Origin of the sequence: Ruegeria sp. HKCCD4315 (genome assembly GCF_013112245.1) — a bacterium.
In the GTDB taxonomy this organism is placed as follows: domain Bacteria; phylum Pseudomonadota; class Alphaproteobacteria; order Rhodobacterales; family Rhodobacteraceae; genus Ruegeria.
The window spans coordinates 120,159-138,976 of record NZ_WVRN01000001.1; the positions used below are offsets into that span (position 1 = coordinate 120,159).

At 54.1% G+C, this 18,818-nt stretch carries 18 protein-coding genes; 8 read left to right on the forward strand and 10 right to left on the reverse strand.

The window, feature by feature from the left end; translation table 11 throughout:
• Positions 1-29: 29 nt before the first annotated feature.
• From GS646_RS00570 to GS646_RS00580, 3 genes are all read right to left on the reverse strand, one after another.
• Positions 30-887, reverse strand: a complete 858-nt coding sequence (locus GS646_RS00570) for a DUF302 domain-containing protein (protein ID WP_171648780.1) — start codon at positions 885-887, stop codon at positions 30-32.
• A complete protein-coding gene (locus GS646_RS00575; protein WP_171187942.1) occupies positions 881-1,279 on the reverse strand; it encodes a DUF4345 domain-containing protein in 399 nt (132 codons plus the stop codon). Before GS646_RS00575 ends, GS646_RS00570 begins: the two co-directional genes overlap by 7 nt.
• 182 nt (positions 1,280-1,461) lie before the next feature.
• Entirely contained in the window at positions 1,462-1,761 is a 300-nt protein-coding gene (locus GS646_RS00580; protein ID WP_171187940.1) for a hypothetical protein, read from the reverse strand.
• Between the two features lie 570 nt (positions 1,762-2,331).
• On the opposite strand from GS646_RS00580, the gene GS646_RS00585 reads away from it, so the two are divergent.
• The 4 genes from GS646_RS00585 (at position 2,332) to GS646_RS00600 (ending at position 5,286) form a co-directional block, all read left to right on the forward strand.
• Positions 2,332-2,847 carry a DUF805 domain-containing protein gene (locus tag GS646_RS00585; protein WP_171648754.1) on the forward strand — a complete coding sequence of 172 codons (516 nt, stop codon included), beginning with the start codon at positions 2,332-2,334 and terminating at the stop codon, positions 2,845-2,847.
• Between the two features lie 110 nt (positions 2,848-2,957).
• The gene (locus GS646_RS00590) at positions 2,958-3,692 is read left to right on the forward strand and encodes a hypothetical protein (RefSeq protein ID WP_253746781.1); all 735 of its coding nucleotides are present in this window, start codon (positions 2,958-2,960) and stop codon (positions 3,690-3,692) included.
• Positions 3,693-3,729: 37 nt separating this feature from the next.
• Positions 3,730-4,212, forward strand: coding sequence for a hypothetical protein (locus GS646_RS00595; protein WP_253746788.1), 483 nt, complete (start codon positions 3,730-3,732; stop codon positions 4,210-4,212).
• Positions 4,213-4,785: 573 nt separating this feature from the next.
• Positions 4,786-5,286: a hypothetical protein gene (locus tag GS646_RS00600; RefSeq protein ID WP_171187932.1), complete on the forward strand. Its 501-nt coding sequence runs from the start codon at positions 4,786-4,788 to the stop codon at positions 5,284-5,286.
• An 11-nt stretch (positions 5,287-5,297) separates the two neighbouring features.
• Here the strand turns inward: GS646_RS00600 and GS646_RS00605 are convergent, their stop codons facing one another.
• A complete protein-coding gene (locus tag GS646_RS00605) occupies positions 5,298-7,805 on the reverse strand; it encodes an AsmA family protein (protein ID WP_253758758.1) in 2,508 nt (835 codons plus the stop codon).
• 799 nt (positions 7,806-8,604) lie between these two features.
• Between GS646_RS00605 and GS646_RS22825 the strand changes: the two genes are divergently transcribed.
• Together GS646_RS22825 and GS646_RS23165 are read left to right on the forward strand one after the other, a co-directional pair.
• Entirely contained in the window at positions 8,605-8,778 is a 174-nt protein-coding gene (locus tag GS646_RS22825; protein ID WP_216601682.1) for a hypothetical protein, read from the forward strand.
• 27 nt (positions 8,779-8,805) lie between these two features.
• Positions 8,806-8,955 carry an adenylate/guanylate cyclase domain-containing protein gene (locus GS646_RS23165; protein ID WP_371732104.1) on the forward strand — a complete coding sequence of 50 codons (150 nt, stop codon included), beginning with the start codon at positions 8,806-8,808 and terminating at the stop codon, positions 8,953-8,955.
• A 278-nt stretch (positions 8,956-9,233) separates the two neighbouring features.
• Here GS646_RS23165 and GS646_RS00615 read toward each other — a convergent pair whose 3' ends face one another.
• Positions 9,234-10,091 (reverse strand): PHB depolymerase family esterase, encoded by an 858-nt coding sequence (locus tag GS646_RS00615; RefSeq protein WP_171648786.1) that lies wholly within the window; start codon positions 10,089-10,091, stop codon positions 9,234-9,236.
• 188 nt (positions 10,092-10,279) lie between these two features.
• Here GS646_RS00615 and GS646_RS00620 point away from each other — a divergent pair, with 188 nt between their 5' ends.
• Both GS646_RS00620 and GS646_RS00625 read left to right on the forward strand, forming a co-directional pair.
• Positions 10,280-10,711 carry an ester cyclase gene (locus GS646_RS00620; protein ID WP_171187926.1) on the forward strand — a complete coding sequence of 144 codons (432 nt, stop codon included), beginning with the start codon at positions 10,280-10,282 and terminating at the stop codon, positions 10,709-10,711.
• Between the two features lie 102 nt (positions 10,712-10,813).
• A complete protein-coding gene (locus GS646_RS00625; protein ID WP_171187924.1) occupies positions 10,814-11,440 on the forward strand; it encodes a protocatechuate 3,4-dioxygenase in 627 nt (208 codons plus the stop codon).
• Between the two features lie 231 nt (positions 11,441-11,671).
• Here the strand turns inward: GS646_RS00625 and GS646_RS00630 are convergent, their stop codons facing one another.
• From GS646_RS00630 to GS646_RS00650, 5 genes are all read right to left on the reverse strand, one after another.
• Positions 11,672-13,204, reverse strand: a complete 1,533-nt coding sequence (locus GS646_RS00630; protein WP_171648788.1) for a phospholipase D family protein — start codon at positions 13,202-13,204, stop codon at positions 11,672-11,674.
• A gap of 268 nt (positions 13,205-13,472) precedes the next feature.
• Positions 13,473-14,576: a dimethylsulfoniopropionate demethylase gene (locus tag GS646_RS00635; RefSeq protein WP_171187920.1), complete on the reverse strand. Its 1,104-nt coding sequence runs from the start codon at positions 14,574-14,576 to the stop codon at positions 13,473-13,475.
• A 1-nt stretch (position 14,577) separates the two neighbouring features.
• Complete coding sequence (locus GS646_RS00640; RefSeq protein WP_171187918.1) at positions 14,578-16,191, reverse strand: AMP-binding protein; 1,614 nt, start codon at positions 16,189-16,191, stop codon at positions 14,578-14,580.
• Positions 16,192-16,207: 16 nt separating this feature from the next.
• On the reverse strand, positions 16,208-17,017 hold the full coding sequence (gene dmdD, locus GS646_RS00645; protein WP_171187916.1) for a methylthioacryloyl-CoA hydratase: 810 nt from the start codon (positions 17,015-17,017) through the stop codon (positions 16,208-16,210).
• Positions 17,018-17,038: 21 nt separating this feature from the next.
• Complete coding sequence (locus GS646_RS00650) at positions 17,039-18,802, reverse strand: acyl-CoA dehydrogenase (protein WP_171187914.1); 1,764 nt, start codon at positions 18,800-18,802, stop codon at positions 17,039-17,041.
• Positions 18,803-18,818 lie beyond the last annotated feature (16 nt).

Below are 18,818 nucleotides of genomic sequence, written 5' to 3' on the forward strand. Positions count from 1 at the left end.
TGGTATCTATTGCGTTTTCCAAACAGCGGCTACTCAATTGCCGTGCGAAATGTTGCGGTCAGCCGTTTGTTCAAACCGTGATGGGGTTCGGCTGAAGAACCGTAGTGCAACTCCGCCAAAGCAGCGATGTCATTGAAAATGACTACCGAGCCACCTTCTTCATGCGCGTAAACCAATAGTTTTTGACAAAAGGCATCCAAACCAATTGCCGGAAACCCCGCCATTGCTACGCCACCGGGCGCGGGGCCTCCGAACAGCAAGAGAACCGTATCCGGCAGCTCCACCCCTAGTAGGGACGCTTCGGTCGCAAAATCAATCTCCCCAAACCAGACCGTATCGTTCTGCTCCATCACGGTCGCCCTGAGACGTTTCACTGCCTCTGTTACGCTGAGCTGAGATCGCAGTTCGATGATGCCATAGTTAGTATTCAATCCGTTGGTCGGCGCTGGTGCTGCATCTGAGTCCTTAAGAACTTCGAGCAACTTGCTCTGAAACGAATTCAACGCCTGGGTGTTATTCAGATCATGCCGAACTTTGATAAACTGAGAGTCTGTGTAGACGATCTGCGGGCGACCATCCTGATCGAATGAAAGAACGCGAAACGGAAGGTCCAGACCTGCTCGTACGTTCTCTTCCAGTACAGGTGTGTTTATCTCCGGATCAGAGAAAATGAGTACACGAGACGCTGGCATTTCTACGCCTTCGGCTTTGGCCAGACGCGAATGATCTATCGATGCGATTGGAGTAGCTCCCGCTTCGTCAACGGCAGTCTCTAGCTCTAAGAGGTTGTCGTCCACCGCGGTCTGGACAGATGACGATTGTGCCAGAGCGGATGTCGAAACTGTTATAGTTGCAATCATCGAGAAAACAAAGCCTAACCTCACCATTTTACCACTTCCGTTTTTATCGTACTTTTTTTCAGGGAAACCGCGGCCAGAGCCGCAAAAGCTATCTCGGCCGCTAGGTAAAACAGAAGTAGCCCGTTCGGAACTCCATCGATAAGAATGCTTAGTATGCGTCCAACGGCCAGTCCCGACATAAATAAAAAAAGAACCCACAGCGCGGGACGTTGTAATTCTGGTTTCGAAGCGGCCGCCAACCAAAACAACGCGTTTGCCAGGTAAAGACCCATAATTGCTCGGAACACGTGGGTTTGGTTCGTCCCTTCCACCGGAAATCCTAGCAAAACTGGGATCGAACTGCCGGGCATCAGGCCATATGATAACGCAATTGGCACGAGGCCGACGGCAGCAAGCAGAAGGACTAGTCTAGCACTCATGGGGGACTCCTTCTCGTAGAGGTTTCGCTTTTTTCGCAAATCCTAATCGGTTTTTGGGGCATCCGGTGATCCGAGACGGATGCCCACGCTGCGCTCTGAAAGGCGTATACGACAGGCCAAGTCGAGTTTTCTGAAGAGCAAGCCGGTGCTGCGCAGCCGATTTCGGCTACGCGACAGACTACTCACAGTGCGCCTTCGTCGCCCAGAAACTCGATACCAGCTGTCGCGCCATCAGTGTAAGCAATGCAATTCCAAGGAGCACGATCCTCACCAACACCGACAGTGACTTGTGTTCCCGCCTCGCTAAACGCGGATGAGAGAACCACGACTTGTGAATTGTTTGTTGTGCTTGCTACATCTCGCAAACACGCCTGCTGAGCCGGCGTGAGCTCGGCGGACGCACTGGATGTACCCGTGTCGTCACAGGCCGCTAGCAGTGTGAAACAAGTTGCGCCCGCAATCATCACCATCTTGTTGGTCATTTTCTTCTCCCTCTGAGTCTGTTGAAATTAACGAAATTGGATACGCTTGTTTGAGGCTCTCGCGTTTGGGCACCGACAGAACACACAACGTTCCTGTGACGACCTTTCCCAAAACTTGCCAAGGGAGGCTTGGCGGGCAGATCACTATTACGTTGACTGCCAAGACCTCCAACAACGTGGGATGGCCGAATGAAATCACTGGCAAAAGCTAGAGCAAACTCTGGAAAGAGGGCGAGTACGTTAAGTCTAAGCATCGCGCTCTCCCAAAGACTGATCCGTGTAAAGTGCCTTCCGGCTGCCAGCACTCACTCCAGCGACCGGAAGGGCTCGGCAAAGCGAGCAGCAACGACAACAACGGAGGTAAAATGAAAGTTGCGTCGAATTCGCATGTTTGAATCTAATTTTTAATAAATCAATATTTTTTCCGCGCGTAAACTTCGCTACCTTTTCATAGGATAGTTTTTTGGCGTTCAAACACAAAAGGAAGGTGGGAAAACCCGGAAGGGCAAGTTTGTTCTTTTAGGTAGCGAGGCGTTCTGAGGCCACACAGAAACTTAGAAAGGGTTGAAAATGGGGTTTGTGGAAGCAGTTAAAACGTGTTTCTCGAAATACTTCCAGTTTTCCGGTCGGGCTATACGCTCAGAATACTGGTGGTTCTTCTTGTTTGTGGTTCTCGTGAGTGCGGCTTTAGCGGTGCTGGATACGATCCTATTCGGGACCAACCCTGAAACGGGGCAGGGATCACGGGTTTTGTCCTCTGTTTTCCAACTGGCCGTTCTCATACCTATGCTGGCCGCCGGTTGGCGGAGGCTGCACGATACAGGACGACCTGGCTGGTACTTGCTACTGCCGATGGCGCTCAGCATTGTAACTCTTTTTGTTATGCTGGGTGGGGTGGCGTTCTTCTCGGTATTGGAGCAAGGGACCGAAAACCCCGATGCATTGCGAGGACCTGCGGCCGTCCTGGGCGTGACCGGCATTGTTGTTGTCTCAATTCTTCAATTGGTTCTGTCCATCCTGATGATCTGGTGGCTGACGCGACCTTCCCAAGAAGGCGCAAACGAATACGGCGCACCTGTTTCCTAACCTGGTTGCCCGAGTAACGGGCCGGAAACTCTGGCTGAATGACAGTACGAACCACAACACCATGGAGAGAGAAAATGAGTTTCAAATCGATTTCCATTGGAATGCTACTGATGGCAGGAGCGACCACAGCATCAGCGGAGTGGTCGTTCAACTCCGGGCCTAATCCCAATGCGTTTATTCAGACCGGAAACATGACCCTGGAACTTCAGTGTAACCGTATCCGCTTCGCTCCGGCTGGATATGAGGACAGCCAGGACATTGTGGAAAAGCAGGGGCTCTCCATTCGATTTTTAAAGAACGGCACCACCGAAGTTGGGGCATTTCAGGTTGGCTCAGAAAACGCTGCCGTGCAGATCGTCGACAACTATCCCGTCGAGGTCAGTTTCAATAGTCAAGAGGACTATGGTTTTGTACTGGACCAGCTTGCGGCCAATGCATCGGTTAATCTGTCGATGATTGATCAAGATGTCAGCTACGGAATCTTTGACTTGAAGGGTTCCAGCGCGGCAATTCGGTCCCTTCGTTCCGCCTGCGATTCAGGTGCTAACCAAGGGGCCTCCTACAAAGCACCCGAAGGCATTGTCTATTGTGGTGGCGGAGCGATAAAACGCCAAATCGAATATGTAATTCTGGACAATCCAGAGGGGGAGTGGGACGCGCGAGTAACGGTCAATGGCGAGCCGATCAGAGCCATGACGGCCTACAGTTACTTCGGAAACTATGAGCCGCCCGCCGGATTTGTCGTCGCCCTGCTTGGGGAGGACAGGTCCGAGTTTCTGATTTTTAGCGAAGGCTCGGCAAACTGGCTGGAATATGGGGACTACAGGTATGATCAGTGCAATTGATACCTCCTTCCAACCAGCTTCCCAAATAGCGCGTCAGATGAAATGTTTGCTCGCCGGGGTTATGCTTGCTTCGGGCCTTGTCTGGACCTCACCAGCTGTCGCGGCTGATGTATCGCAACTTCCGCCCGGTTTGCAGGCGAAGGTTGATCTGGCGGCACAGGCCTGCGCGGAGTTCAACGACGGCCAGTTTGACTTAGATTGGGGTGCGGTTGAGAGGGTAGATCTCGACGGAGATCTACAACGCGACTGGGTTCTGAATGAATCTGGTTTCGCGTGTTCCAGCGCCGCATCTCTTTTTTGCGGAACTGGCGGTTGCATGTCGCACTTTTGGGTAAGCGAAGAGGTGCACTCCTTGCTTAACCAAGGCTGGACGGTCGTTGATTTTGGGCGTCAACGCGTTGTTGTGGCAGATATTCATGGATCCAATTGCGACGGAATAAACCCGACGCCTTGTGTCACCGCCAGTGTTTGGGATGCGGACGCTAAGGCGTGGCGCTCGTCTGCTGGCGATTGGGAATAAGTTGCATTTGAGAATTGCAGATAAGCCATAGGAGCTGGTTTGTTCGATGGGTTCCTTGTGGGACGCAAACTTATGGGCAAATCGTGCAAAGTTATGCGCAAGCTTTCAACATTTTCTTCAATGAAATCAATGTTGGGAATGCTGCGCTAGGAGCGCACCTACATCGAGTTGTAGGTTTGCGCATAAGACTTCGCGCACCCCATAAGTTTGCGTAGTTCGCCCATAGTTTTGCGCTGCGCGATTGTCTGCCTTAGCGATGAATTCAATTAGTATATGGCTTAGTCGTTGCGGTTATGGCGCTTTGCGTTGCTCTGTCCCGCAAAGGGCCACCCTAAGGAACCTTGGATTCTCGCGAAGGTCTGCGACGCGCAGATAGCAGACTTTGCAAAGTGCAGCAGACTGCTCAAACCGGGCATTCCTTCCAATAGCAGCTTATGCGGCTATGAGCAGGAAGCGGATTTCACGGTTGCGCCCCGACAACTTGGGTACCGATGAAGCTTCTTCTGCATCGTTTGATTGATTTTGCTTGATCGTTAGGATGGGTAATCCTTCAAAACTAATCCGGAGTCGAAAATGAACAAGAATGTGCTGACAACATTGGCTTTGTGTTGTGCAACCGTTCTTCATGCCGCTGGGATGGAACGGTGGGGTGAATCCGGGGACTGGACAATCCTGATTGATCCCGAAAAGGGAAATGGCTGTCTTGCTTGGAAACCTTTTGAAAATGAAATGACTGTTGAAATCGGCGCGGCACCCAATCAGGCTGGCGGCTTTTTTGCAGCCTATAATCCGGCCTGGGTGCAGATCGAGGACGGGGCGACCGGGATCGTACAGTTCGATTTTGGTGATGCAAGATTCGAAGGCGAGGCGGTTGGAGTCTTCAAGAATGGCGTGCCCGGCGGCTACGCCTTTTTCGACAACCCGGCGTTTGTAACCGAGTTTGGAAAACGCCAGAGTGTTACGATCATTGGCGAAAGCGGGGCTGAGGTTGAACTCGATCTAAGCGGGTCTGCAAAAGCCATTGAAGCCGTTCTGGCGTGTCAGGCCGAACAGCCGGAACCACTGAAGAACTAGGTGGCGTCCGACTACTGCAATTGATTGATGTCCGGCACACAGGGTTGCCTGTCGGCAGGCATAGCATCAGCGCCTTCCGGGGCCTTGTTTCTGGACCCGCCCACATCCAGCTTGAACTTTGGCGACGAAAGCTGGCCCGTCACATCAAAGGGCCAAGCGCTTCGGGACAGGGGTTTGCCAACGCGCCGAGGCTCCGCTCTGAGCGCTATGCTATCGTTCAGCCAGTCCACTTGTCCTCTGGCCACCAATTGAACTGACCCCGTTTCAATGACGATGGAGTTTGAACTGACTCGCCCGGCCTGAATTTCAACCGGAGCAACCACGCAAGTGATGTCGGTGTAGCCCTGTCTGAACTCTTCTGAAAACAGCCAAGGGAAAATGCCCAGCCCCGCCAGTTCCAATAGGCTGGTACTGATGTAACCCTGCGACATCGACAAAGACGCATTACCGCGCATGGAGTTGATGAAGGCCTTGCCCGAGGCGGTACTGCCAGAAACGTTGAACTTACCGCTCAAACGTCCATAGGCATCAATACCAATTCCCAACTCATCAAGGATCTCACCGAATTCCCATCCCGAAGTTGATCCCGACAATGAAAGCCAATCAGGTGAGTCAATCAGGTCCATGACCGCACGCAGGCTGAAGTTTCCGCCGCCATAAGCCATCTGGAGAGGGCCGAAATCCACGGTTCCGTCTTTTGCAGACAGTTGGCTTGAAACAGAAGTTACGCCTTGCTGGCCTACAATCTCTTTGAAATCGATTTGTACCTCGACGTCAGCTTCTCGCAGCACGCGCTGCACATCCAGAAGATCGGCAGGCTTCCCTTTTTCCTTTGGCAACACCAAGGGCTGGACGTCTGTCTCTTTCGGCAAAACCAAAGGCTGAACTTCGGTTTCAGGTTCTTTTGATGCCTCGCCTACCAAGCTTTTCAGTTGGTCCAGCACGGCAGTCAGGTTCTTCAGGTCGTTGAGATCGAGCCTCTCGCTGTTAATGTTGCCACGGACGACGGGCGAACCTTCGGGAAACCGCGCATCCAAAGCAGCAAGAAGATCAGAAGACCCGGCTTCGAACTTGATTGCGGCATCAAAGTCTTCACCCTGCCTGGAGGTTTCAGCATCGATAGCGAGTGCTCCGATTTCGACAGGTTGCAGCTTGAGCGCGGTCAGAAACTGGGCACCTTCGTCGACATCCAGTTTCACGTCGAAATCGAGACCGGCTAGCCCTTTTAGCTCGTTGACAGATAGCGCAAGATCAAGCGCCCAGAGATCAGTGTCGTAAGTAGCCGCGTTAAACCTGTTGAGTGAAACCGGCCCGCCCGCATTGGATATGTTGAAATCGGCCATGATGCCGCCGAATTGGTCAACATAGTCGTCATCGAGGTTGGGCAAAATCAACTTAGCGGGCCCGTTCAGCACACCATCGAATGTTACGTCCTGAAGCTGAAGCAGATCAAGGATTTCACCTTCGGCTTTCAGGACAGGCTCTTCAATTGGCCCGGCTTGCAGCGCAATGCCCAGCATGGCGAGCCGTCCGTCTGGCATGCGGCGAATACTTTCGATGGATGCTGGGCCGATTACGTCCAACCCCTGGTCAAATGCATTGGTTTGGAACAGCAACTTCTCGAATTCGAAGGAAACCAAAGATCCAACCATATGCATTTCAAAGCCCGTGAACTTCAGTTCCTGTATACTTTTTGCTGCTGGCGGCGGCTGTCCTTCCGGATGAAGCCGCGCGTTGAAAAGCAGATCGACGCCCTGGGCAGTGTAGAGGTCATCTATTGAACCTTCAGCTTCGAGTTTCTGCCCATCCTCCAGGCTTACGGTGGTTGTAAACGCTTCGATTTTCAGAACGTCCTGAGACACGAGTTCAGCCTGTAACTGACCATTGCCTTCTAAAACGCGTTCCAGCCCGATGACATCTAGAAAATCACCGAATTCCCCGGTGTCCATCTCCAAGATTGCGCGATAACCGCCACCTTCGTCTTCCGAGAAAGGCTCACCATCGTAGCTTACGGTCATTTCTCCGAAACTGGCCCGCGTCGTAAATGGCGCGTCATGGGGGTAATCGCCTTCGATTTGGAAACCCTGACCGTTGACGGAGCCGGAACCAGAGACCTTCGTTCTTTTTCCATGATCCGCTTGTTCAAGAGCGAGTGACTTTAGGTCAAACACAAACGAGAAGCCTGAGACCTTGTCGTCGATGTTTAGCCCGATCGACTTAAAGCTGACGTTCTTGTCGCTCAGAAAGTTCAGGATTCCACTGCTTTCGGTGTCGATCTCATCGATACTATCAGCGCTCGCGACGTCTTTTTGATCATCCGCCGATACTGTTTCCTCGGAAGCTGGCTCGGGTGTTGGCCCGTCTTTTCGCCAGCTTGTTGTGCCGTCTTCTGCTGTCAGAAGATTTGCTTGGAGCCCTTCTACGGCGAGATTGTCAAAATGCAGACGCCCGTTGGTCAAGGCGACAATATCCAACTCCAATTCCAACAGGTTCAATTCTACAAGAGGTGACTCCGGCATTGTCAGGCTCGGGATGACCACCCCACCGACATATATGTGACTAATGCGGCCAGGCGCGACGCTTACATCATCGTTCACCAAAAGGGGACGACCAATTTGTTCCGAAAGAACTCTTTCAACAAGGTTGCGGCGCATGTCCGAGAACATCGGAGACGCAAGCAACAACCAAACAAAAGCGACTGCTGCGAATGCGAGTAATGCGACAAGCCCAATTATTCTAAATAGCCAAACCCTCATGCGCTCCCCTATCGCCGCTTTCGCCGTTCAGTCTCTCAAAAGCAGATGTCCAACCTATCAAGTCGAACGCCGGTTCTGAACCATAGCTAAGGCAACTGGGCCGTGTCACTATTCGTCTTTGATAGCCCCGTCAGTCGCTTTTATTCTTCCCATCAGTACGCTTGCCCTATTGGTAGTAGCCCCTTTGGAAGTTTGGGTTGGTCCAAAAGTCTGAACGTCATCGACCTCTAAAGTAAACGCAGCCTTCATGAGGACGGGACCATCAACAACCAGCATTTCCTTCTGCGTCGGCTCGATCCTGATTTGACCAGTTACAACGATGGGCTCGTAGACTGTCGATGGCGCTCAGGAATCACTCAGGCGCATACGCACCATCTGGTTCGGAGGCGGAGGCGGTAAGCGCGCCAACTCTGGTCTTTGTCGCTGCTGCCTATGCCAAGTTGGGAAACAGGTCAGAAGCAGAAAAAACTGTCCGGGAACTTCAAGAAACCTATCCTGGATTTGATCCACAGCAAGTGTTCTCAAACTGCTACCAAGACCCTTCTCATGCGGATACTCACGCTTGATGGGCGCAGACGAGATTGGCGTCTTGAACGCTCTAAAAGCACTTCGTTCGGAGCTGTTCGATCCGCAGGTCGAGAAACATCATGGTCGCATCGTTAAGCTAATGGGTGACGGAACGCTCGTTGAGTTTGCTTCGGTCATTGATTCAGTGAATTTCGCGACTGATATCTAAGCGAAGCTGGCGAAGCGAAACGAGGACCTGCCGCCCGAAAAGCGACTTGAACTGAGGATCGGCATAAATCTTGGCGACGTGATGATCGACGGCGATGATCTTTACGGTGACGGTGTCAATGTCGCAGCACGACTTGAGGAGTTAGCAGAGCCGGGCAGCGTTTGCGGTGATGGCTAAAACCCAAAACGGCTGTTCATTCGTAGTTGCGTCTTCCTACAAGGAAGAGCGGGAAATCGAAGCTTCAGCTTCGATGGCAGACAACCTACCTTGGTGCCGTCAACTTCGGATGCTCGACAATGAGTATGCGGTACTAGCAAGGGTAATAAGATCGGTTCAGGTAAGGCGCTCGACGTTATCTTGGACAACTGGTCTCTCAAAATTGCCTTAGAACTGTTTACCTCTGACTAGGGATGAAATTTTTCGGCCGGAGTGAACTTTTGATTATGGATGAGCGTCTAAGGAAGCGCTTCGAACCAGTCGAGCACCGCGTCTCGCCAGCCCTCTGGAACTCCGTGCCCACCTTTGGTGACTTTAAACCGGATGGAGCCGGCAGCGCAGTCCATCCAATCCTTCTGCATCGAGCCATCGTCGCCAAAGCTGTTTTCCGCGCTTCCCAAGCAGGCGTTTTCGCGGCGCCAGACATCCAAGCCCTTCATGACGTTACCCTGGTGAAAATCGACACCCTCCCATGTCAGCTCTCGGCCTTCGAACGGCACCATTCTGTCTTTGAAGCCATGTACGTGAAACAGGTGAACTGGCGCATCGCACTCAGTGGTCATAGGCTCCCAGAACGCCCCAGCCGCAGCGGCAAAGCCTCTTGCCATCTCTGGCGCTTGGCATGCAATGTCCCAGGCCATCGAGCCGCCGCGGGAGAAGCCTGCGATCAGTATTCGCGACGGGTCAATACCAAAGCGCTCCACCGCGTCGGCGCGCACGGCGTTGATGAAGGCGACATCATCGCGCTCCAGGTCATACCCGTCAGCTACGCCCCAATCGAGGTCTTTGACATTAATACTGGGCTGCCCGCTCGGCATAATCACAGCGTAGCCGCGCCGGATGAAAGGGTCGACATAGGCGGCATTCTGGATCATCGCCTTACCAGACCGTCCATAACCGTGCAGCCAAATAACAGCGGGCGGATCATCTAGAACCTCTGGCATGGCCACGTAGTACTCACCGCTTTCCAGTTTGCAAGGCGCATCTGGCACGCCACACTCTCCGTAAGAAGCATGGGCAGCGTTCGGCTTCGCAGCAGTCAGAACAATGGCAATACCGAGCGTCAAAATGCGATCGCGCGTTTCAGGTCGCATCATAAGTGTACATCTGTCGCTAGATCACAGAAATCATAGCACAGCGTTACGCATCTCCGAAGGCACAGGCCTAAATGTCTGGGAACACCTCTACCGCTTATGTCATAGGCTACGAGTGATCACTCCGAACCCTTAACACCCAAACTCGCGCCGTGATATGTTGAGCCTATCATCAATGCCGAGACAACTTCATGACGCTATCTGATCAAATTAAGCGACTTTACCACGAAGTATGGAACGCGGCGGACACCGACTGCGCCCGAGAAATCATACACCCGGAGTTCGATTTTCGTGGGAGCCTTGGGCCGAAACGCTCGGGTCCGGATGAGTTCATTCGTTACACGGAAGAAGTTCGAGAGGCTCTTCCGGATTTTCAATGCAATATCGTTGAAATCGTCGATGCCGAAGAAAAAGCCGCTGCGCGAATATCCTTCGTCGGCACGCACCATGGTGTATTCTTCGGGGTAGACGGAACGCAGCAACGGATCGAATGGTCCGGGGCGGCGTTCTTCACAATACGGGAACAAAAAATCGGGAGTCTCTGGGTTTTGGGTGACATTGATTCAATCAAGAGACAATTGAATGCCCACCCAAAAGTTGCGTTTCTAGATCCATATGCATAGCGGCGTCTTTGGTTGCGAAGGTAGACCTCAACGTGACGTGCGCTGCAAGGTGGGTAGTTTTGATGGATTAAGGGCGCTATCCCCCGCGGGAAAGGACATGCTATGAAACAAAATACCAAGTCCCGCCGTAAACTTTTAGGCGGCATAGTAGGATTAATGGGTGTCGGTTCGATAGGTGCAAGGGCCGCTGCGGCTGTGCTAACACCAAGCGCCGCAGAAGGGCCGTATTATCCAACGCCAGCCATGCGGACGCCCGATACAGACAATGACCTCGTTAAGATCAGAGGACGTGTCGAAGACGCCGGCGGCGAAGTCTTTACACTGCGTGGGAAGCTTATGCGGACCAATGGACAACCCCTTGCCAGACATCGCATCGAAATCTGGCAATGCGACATGGATGGCAACTATATGCATCCGCGCGACCGTCGCAGTGTCAATTTTGATCAGGCTTTCCAGGGCTTTGGCCATGACGTAACCGACAACGGCGGGAACTATGTGTTTCGTACGATAAAACCCACGATTTACCCAGGACGTACACCACATATTCATGTAAAGGTGTTTGACGGAAGTCGCGAGCTGTTGACGACGCAGTTTTACATTAAAGGTCATCCGAACAATTCCCGCGATGGGTTATTCAACCGCATGTCCAGGGCAGAGGCCGCTGCAGTGTCTATGGAATTTTCTCTGGGCGCGACTGGAACTGAAGCGACCATCAATGTTGTCGTCTAAAGAGGAAGCTTCAGTCCGTAAAGTTGAAGTTGCACAGCTTGCTGTCAGAGGTCCGCTTTAAAGTTGCTAGCGCCCTAGCCCACCACGCCATTCGCAGAACACGCCGGAATCGGTGGCGATGCGTAAGGTTCGAAACGGTGATCTTTCCGCAGATACATCGTCCCAATTGGGCGAGCAGGACACCAAAACCCTCTTACCCACGACACGTCGTCGAACTATTTCTCAATAAACCTAAAGCTGAGACCCGATTGGCAAAATACTCAAAAAACCGGCAACTATGTGGTCCCAGGCTGATCCCGTCGGCTCGGATTGATATTCAAGAACTTCGCCATCATTGCTTCGTGTCGTCCATTTAAGCTGACCAGCTTGCTCAAGGGTTACACTGTAAGTGTATGCGGGTAGCGCGTCGTCCAACGCACCCATGGTTTGTGTGGTCAATGCGGGCGAGTCTATCAGAATTCCCATCTCTGTGTTGATTTTGACTGACCTCGGATCCCAATTGAACGATCCCACGAACAAGTACCGGTCATCAACGGCGAATGCCTTGGAGTGTAAGCCGGATCTGGACTGAGCCCAGTTTATGCCACGACGCTGGACTTGATAGGCGTCGGGTCGCAACTCGTAGAGTTCCACTCCTCCGCGCAAAAGCGCTCGGCGTTTTTTGGCATAATGCGCGTAAACGGGTGCAACGTCGTTGGAGGCCAGCGAATTGGTTACCACCTTTACCTCGACACCACGACGTTCAAGTTCGGTCAGCCATTTCACACCGTTGTTGCGTGGTACGAAATAGGCAGAAACGATATTCACCTCACTGCTGGCATTCTCAAAATACGGAAGCAATTGCGATGCAAGAATGGGGTCTGAAGCTTCAAGTCCGGCCGCTTTTGAAGGCGGATCGGCATAAAGCTTCGCGGGCAGCCAATCCAGTGAAAAGGCCCCATCTGCGAAGTTCTCTTGTGCTGACTTTCTAAGGGCCACGCCATACTGTGTTTGCTTTGCTTCCTCGACCAGTTCATTCAACCTGCTTCGCGCATCGCTCAGGTCAAAATCTTCGGGCTCTCCCACAACCACGCGGGCGGGGACTGCGAATTCGCTGTTCCAATATGCGTCGAAGCTCTGTGAAACTTCACGCACAACAGGTCCAGCGGCCAACACGTCCAGATCGGCGTAGTTCATTTCTTTCCGCGCAAGAAAATACTCGGCACCGATATTCCTTCCACCCACAATCGTAAACACGTTGTCAGCTGTCATGGATTTGTTGTGCATTCTGCGATTGATGCGCTTGAAGTCCGTCAGTCCAGCGACCAGCAGGCTTTGGTCCCGCCAGAACGGATTGAACAGCCTGATCTCAATGTTTTTGTGATGGTCCAATGCGGCGGTCATCGCGTCGTAGCTGGACGTATCCATGTCATCCAACAACAGCCGGACACGAACCCCCCGATCTGCGGCCTGCAACAGACTGGCTGCAAAAAGATGTCCTGTCGGGTCGTCATGCAGAAGGTAGTACTGAGCGTCTAACGTTCTTTCGGCGGCGGCGGCCATCAACAGCCGTGAGGCAAGCGCTTCTTCGCCATCACTGATCAGCTTGACACCTGACCGGCCGTCTTTGGGATCCCCCAGGCGATTGGTCAACTGACTCAGAGCCGTGCCCGAATAGGCGGGCAATGCAGCTGATACCGTCTTTTCGTAAGTGCGGGTTTTAGGAGCACAAGCGGCAAGTACCAGCGCGCTCCAAACACAAATCGCAAACTTCCAACGCGCCATAGGCTTCCTCCGACCTCCTATGGCCTAGGTGACTATGCCAGCGCACGCGATTGCAAGAGTGTTCTTTGAAGCCTGAGGTTGTTTGGGTCGTCAGCGTTGGTTTCGCACAACCCTCAACTGCCAAGTTATTGGTTCGCGACTTAACGCAACACCGTCTCAATCGTTCCCCGGCAGAACCCAAATGCGTCGAAGCGCTGGGGAATGCGTGCCTGATGACAGCGGCGTCGCTTAACCAAAACACCGGACGCGGGCGTTGCCTTGGCCTGGGTTATATCCAGAACGTTTCCTTGACCGTGGCCTGTCGGTCACCGGTTGGGGTTAGGACCGTCAGAACAGAACCAGCATCCCAGTGTCCGGCATCGACCATGCCAATAGCGACATTGGTTTTAAAATCCGGTGACCAGGCAGCGGACGTGACCTGACCAACCCGTTTTCCATCCTTGAGCAGTGGCCAAGCTGAGCGGGCAGGTGATACGGGATCACCGGGAATTGAAATTGCGCGGATCTGTCGGGCCAGACCGGATGCGGCCTCGCGCGCAAGTGCTTGCTTGCCTATGTGGTCACTGTCTTCGCCCGGTTTGCAGAATTTGCCCAAACCACACTCCAGCGGGGAGTTTTCCATGGTCATATCGTTACCATAGCTCAACAGCCCGCCTTCGATCCGTTCGATCAGGTTTGGACATCCCGGACGAACGTTCAGATCCATTCCGGCTTCGAACAGCGCATTCCACAGCGGCATCCCGTAGGCACCGTTTTCGACATAGATCTCAAACCCACCCTGTTTCGAGTAACCAGAGCGTGCGACCAAAAAAGACGTGTCCTGAAAAACCATCCGTTTGTAACGGAAAAAGCGAATGTCGCGCACTTCGTCTCCAAAGACGTGGGCCATCAGATCATCCGACTTTGGCCCTTGAACGGCCAGCGGTGAAACGTCTGGCTCAAAAACCCGCACATCCATGTCCGCGCCGACTGCAAGGCCCTTGACCCACAGCAACAGGTCGCTGTCGGCGATTGAGATCCACCAGCGATCCGCGCTGTGTTTGATCGCCACCGGATCGTTCAGCATGCCGCCGTTTTCATCGACAATTGGAACGTAGTAACATTGATCTTCCTGCATTTTTTCCAGGTTGCGGGGGGTCAACCGCCGCATCAGACGACCTGCATCCGGCCCATTCAGCTCGATCTGCCGCTCACAAGACACATCCCAGACCTGCACATGAGATTTGAGGTGCCGGTAATCGGCCTCGACGCTCTCGAACATTGTGGGCAGCAGCATCCGGTTATAGACGGTGTAGGCAGTAACGCCTTTATCCTCGACCCCTTCGGAAAAAGGTGTTTGGCGCAGGCGGCGGGATTGGGACAGCAGACGCATTTCAAAGGTCCATTGCTTTGGCGCGGTCCCGAAGTTGGAACTTCTGGATTTTGCCTGTGGAAGTTTTGGGAAGGGACTCGAAGACAACGGCTTTGGGCGCTTTGAACCCCGCCAGATGGTCACGGCAGAAGGCGATGATCTCGTCAGACGTTGTTTCGGAACCTTCGCGCAGTTCGACAAAAGCGCAGGGGACTTCTCCCCACTTCTCGTGGGGCATCGCCACAACCGCTGCGGCCTGAACTGCTTCATGACGGTACAATACGGCTTCGACCTCGACGGACGAGATATTCTCGCCGCCCGAAATGATCACGTCCTTCAGGCGGTCGCGTATTTGAATATAGCCGTTTTGGTGAATGACCGCGCCGTCGCCGGACCAGAACCAACCGTCTTCGAAAGCTGTCGTGGTGGCCGCTGGGTCCTTGTAATAGCCTGCCATCACCGTGTTGCCGCGAATGGCGATCTCGCCTTGGGTCGAACCGTCACGCGCAACCGGTTCTCCGGTTTCGCGGTCGATCACTGTGACCTGTTCGACCATTGGAAAGGCAATACCTTGCTGTGCCTGCAATTCCGCTTGTTCAGCCGGGCTGAGTTCATCCCAGTCGTCCTGCCAAAGACACTGAGAGATGTGGCCGTAGGTCTCTGTCAGCCCATAAACCTGCATGACGTCAAACCCCATTGCACTGGTCTTTTCCAGCACTGAAGGTGGTGGTGGTGCACCCGCGGTCAACACACGGATTGCAGGATCAAATGGGGTCGCGCCACTTTCGGCTTCGGCCAGCATCTGCAGCACGATAGGCGCGGCACCGAAATGCGTTACGCCATGGGTGCGGATCGCGCCCAGAATGCGGTCAGCGGCTGGAGCGCGCGTGAACACAACTTTTGCCCCAAGCATAGCCATCAACCAAGGGTGTCCCCAGCCATTGCAGTGGAACATCGGCACCACCGACAGATAGACGGGATAGGGGGGCATCTGCCATGCCGTCCCGGTGCCAAGAGCCATCAGATAAGCGCCGCGATGGTGATAAACCACGCCTTTTGGGCGCCCGGATGTGCCGGACGTGTAGTTCAACGCAATGGCATCCCACTCATCTTCCGGTAATTCGATCGACAGGGGCGCGGCTTTGGTCAGCGCTTCATAGGTCTGACCACCAAGGCTCTCTCCTGTAACAGCAGGATCAGCGATTTCGACCACCGGCAGAGTTCGACCGAGCAGGTCGAAAGCTTTGGACAGAAGCGGCACAAGCTCCCGGTCCACGATCACCAGCTTGGTGTCCGCGTGATCCAGGATGTAGGCGATGGTTTCCGGTTCCAGACGCGTGTTCAGCGTGTTGAGCACTGCGCCGGTCAAAGGCAGGGCAAAGTGCAACTCAAAGAGCTCTGGGATGTTCGGGCTGAGCACCGAAACAGTGTCGCCTTTCTGCACGCCAAGTTCGACCAGCCCACCGGCAACTGCGCGAATGCGGTTTGCAGTTTCGGCCCATGTTCTATGGATATCGCCATAAATCACTGCTGTTCGCGCACCGTGTAAGCTTTCGGCGCGGTTCAGGAAGGACAATGGTGACAAGGGGACATGGTTCGCCCGCGTCTTCTGAAGAGCCTCGAAATGATGGCGCATCCCGATTCCGCCTGACTTAGCTGTTTGGCCGCACACGGGCGGCAGTTTTATTTGCAAAGGCTTCAAGGCGCGCCCGAGCGGCGGGTTGGGTGTTGACCACTCCGCCTACCACAGCCTCGGCATAGGCTGCGTCCATGCCTGACATGTTGTTCAAGTGGCTGATCGCCGAGCAGATTGCAAAATTGGTCAGCGGCAGGTTCTGCGCGATTTGTTCTGCCAGCTCCATCGCCTTGGCCATGCTGCCGCCGTCTTCGGTGATGTATTGCGCCAGCCCCAGATCGACGGCCTCTTGCCCCTGGTAAACGCGACCCGTCAGGATCATGTCGATCATGCGATACTTGCCGATCATGTCGGACACTCGGATTGTCGCGCCACCACCGGTGAAAATCCCACGTTGGCCTTCAGGCAAGGCGAAATAGGTGCCGGGGTCAATGACCCGGATATGCGCCGCACTGGCAAGTTCCAGCCCTCCGCCCACGACCGCACCTTTTAGTGCAGCGATGATCGGCACACCGCCATACTCCATCTTGTTGAACGCTTCATGCCAGCGCAGGCAAACATGCATGAAGTCATCCGGGCTGCGGTCGGCCTTCCAATGCTCGACCAGATCAAGACCCGCGCAGAAGTGGTCACCTTCACCAGCAAGCACCACAGCTTTGACACCGGCCATACGGGCACCACTGAAAAAGCGGATCAGCTCTTCGATAGTGGCCACATCCAGCGCGTTGCGCTTTGAAGGACGGTTCAATGTAACGATATACAAGCCGTTCTCGCGCTCTGAAATCGCCAGGTTCTCATATGTGTCGGGGTTCACGACGTGATTCATGGGTCGGGTCCTTTGGAGGAGTTATTCGGGGAAATGCGCGTCAAGCAGGCTGCGCGCGCCCAGCAGGATACGGCTGTGTTCTGTGGTGCATTCGGGCAGAATGTGTTGTGCAAAGAAAAGCGCAGTCGCGATTTTCTGAGCCATGAATTGAGCGTCCTGCTCGGCGTCCAGTGATGATTGCGCAGCCAAAGCGCCCTTTGCCAGTTTCCAACCTGCCGCCAGGGTTCCTGCAAGCATAAGAAAGGGGACAGAGCCGGCAAATGCTGCGTCGATGTCCTTGCGGCTGTTTTCCAACAACCAGTTCAGCGCCGATTCAAACGCTTCGCGTGCTTGCGCAAGGCTTGCACCTATCGCTTGAGCATTTGCGTCACCTCTCGCCAGTTGTGCTTCGGTTTCAGCAATCCGGGCAGCAAAGAGACGGGCGGTTTCGCCACCGTCGCGCATCACCTTGCGCCCTAAAAGGTCGTTGGCTTGAATGGCGGTGGTGCCTTCGTAAATCGGTAGAATACGGGCATCGCGATAGTGCTGCGCGGCACCGGTTTCCTCGATAAAACCCATACCACCGTGGATCTGAACACCTAACGAGGCAACCTCGACTGCGCGCTCTGAACAAAAGCCTTTGACCAGCGGAACCATGAATTCGGCCAGAGCAGCCATCTCTGGATTGTCCTGATGGTGTGCGATGTCCAGCAACCCCGCAGTCGCCGCCGCCATTGCGCGCCCACCTTCGGTCAGGCCGCGCATCCGCATCAGCATGCGGCGCACGTCCGGGTGTTCGATGATGGCGACAGCATCTTTGGTCTGACCGTTGACAGGGCGGCTTTGCACGCGCTCACGCGCATAGGTAAGCGCACGTTGATAGGCCCGCTCTGACGTCGCAATACCCTGTACACCAACGGAAAATCGCGCAGCGTTCATCATGATGAACATGTATTCTAGCCCGCGATTTTCTTCGCCGATCAAGAATCCAGTGGCCTGTTTGTACTCCAAAACAGCCGTCGGGCTGGCGCGAACGCCCAGCTTGTGCTCAATGCTCACGCAGTTGACTGTGTTTTCGGTCCCGACCGTTCCATCTGCGTCGACCAGTTTCTGCGGTACGATAAACAGGCTCAAACCTTTTGGCCCGGCAGGTGCGTCAGGCGTGCGGGCCAACACCAAATGGATGATGTTCTCGGTCAGGTTATGGGCACCATAGGTGATGAAAATCTTGGTGCCCGACACGTCATAGCTGCCATCCTCACGCTGCACCGCCTTTGTTGCCACCCGGCCCAGATCGCTGCCCGCTTGCGGTTCAGTCAGGTTCATCGTGCCAGACCAACGGCCTGCAATCAGCGGCTCAAGATAAGTGGCTTTCTGTTCGTCAGACCCGGTCAGCAGCAATGCCTCAATGGCCCCGTCGGTCAGCAAAGGGCAGAGGCCAAAGCTCATATCGGCGGCATTCAGCATCTCGACCGCGGCCGCGCCGACGGTCTTCGGCAACCCCATGCCACCATATTCCACTGGGTGAGTCAGGGCTTGCCATCCCATTTCGACAAACTGAGCGTAAGCCTGGGCATCGCCTTCAGGCATGGTCACGCGCCCGTTGTCAAACCGGGCCCCCAGCGTGTCGCCGATATGTGACAAGGGTGCGATCTGCTCGCTGCAGAACCGGGCATAGCCTTCCAGTACAGCGCCAATATCGGCCAGGTCATAGTCTGAATACACTGCGAAGGAAGACACCTGTTCCCAATGAGACAAATGCTCGACGCAAAACATCAAATCCTGAACGGGCGGCTGATAGGACATTCCAGGCTCTCTGTCG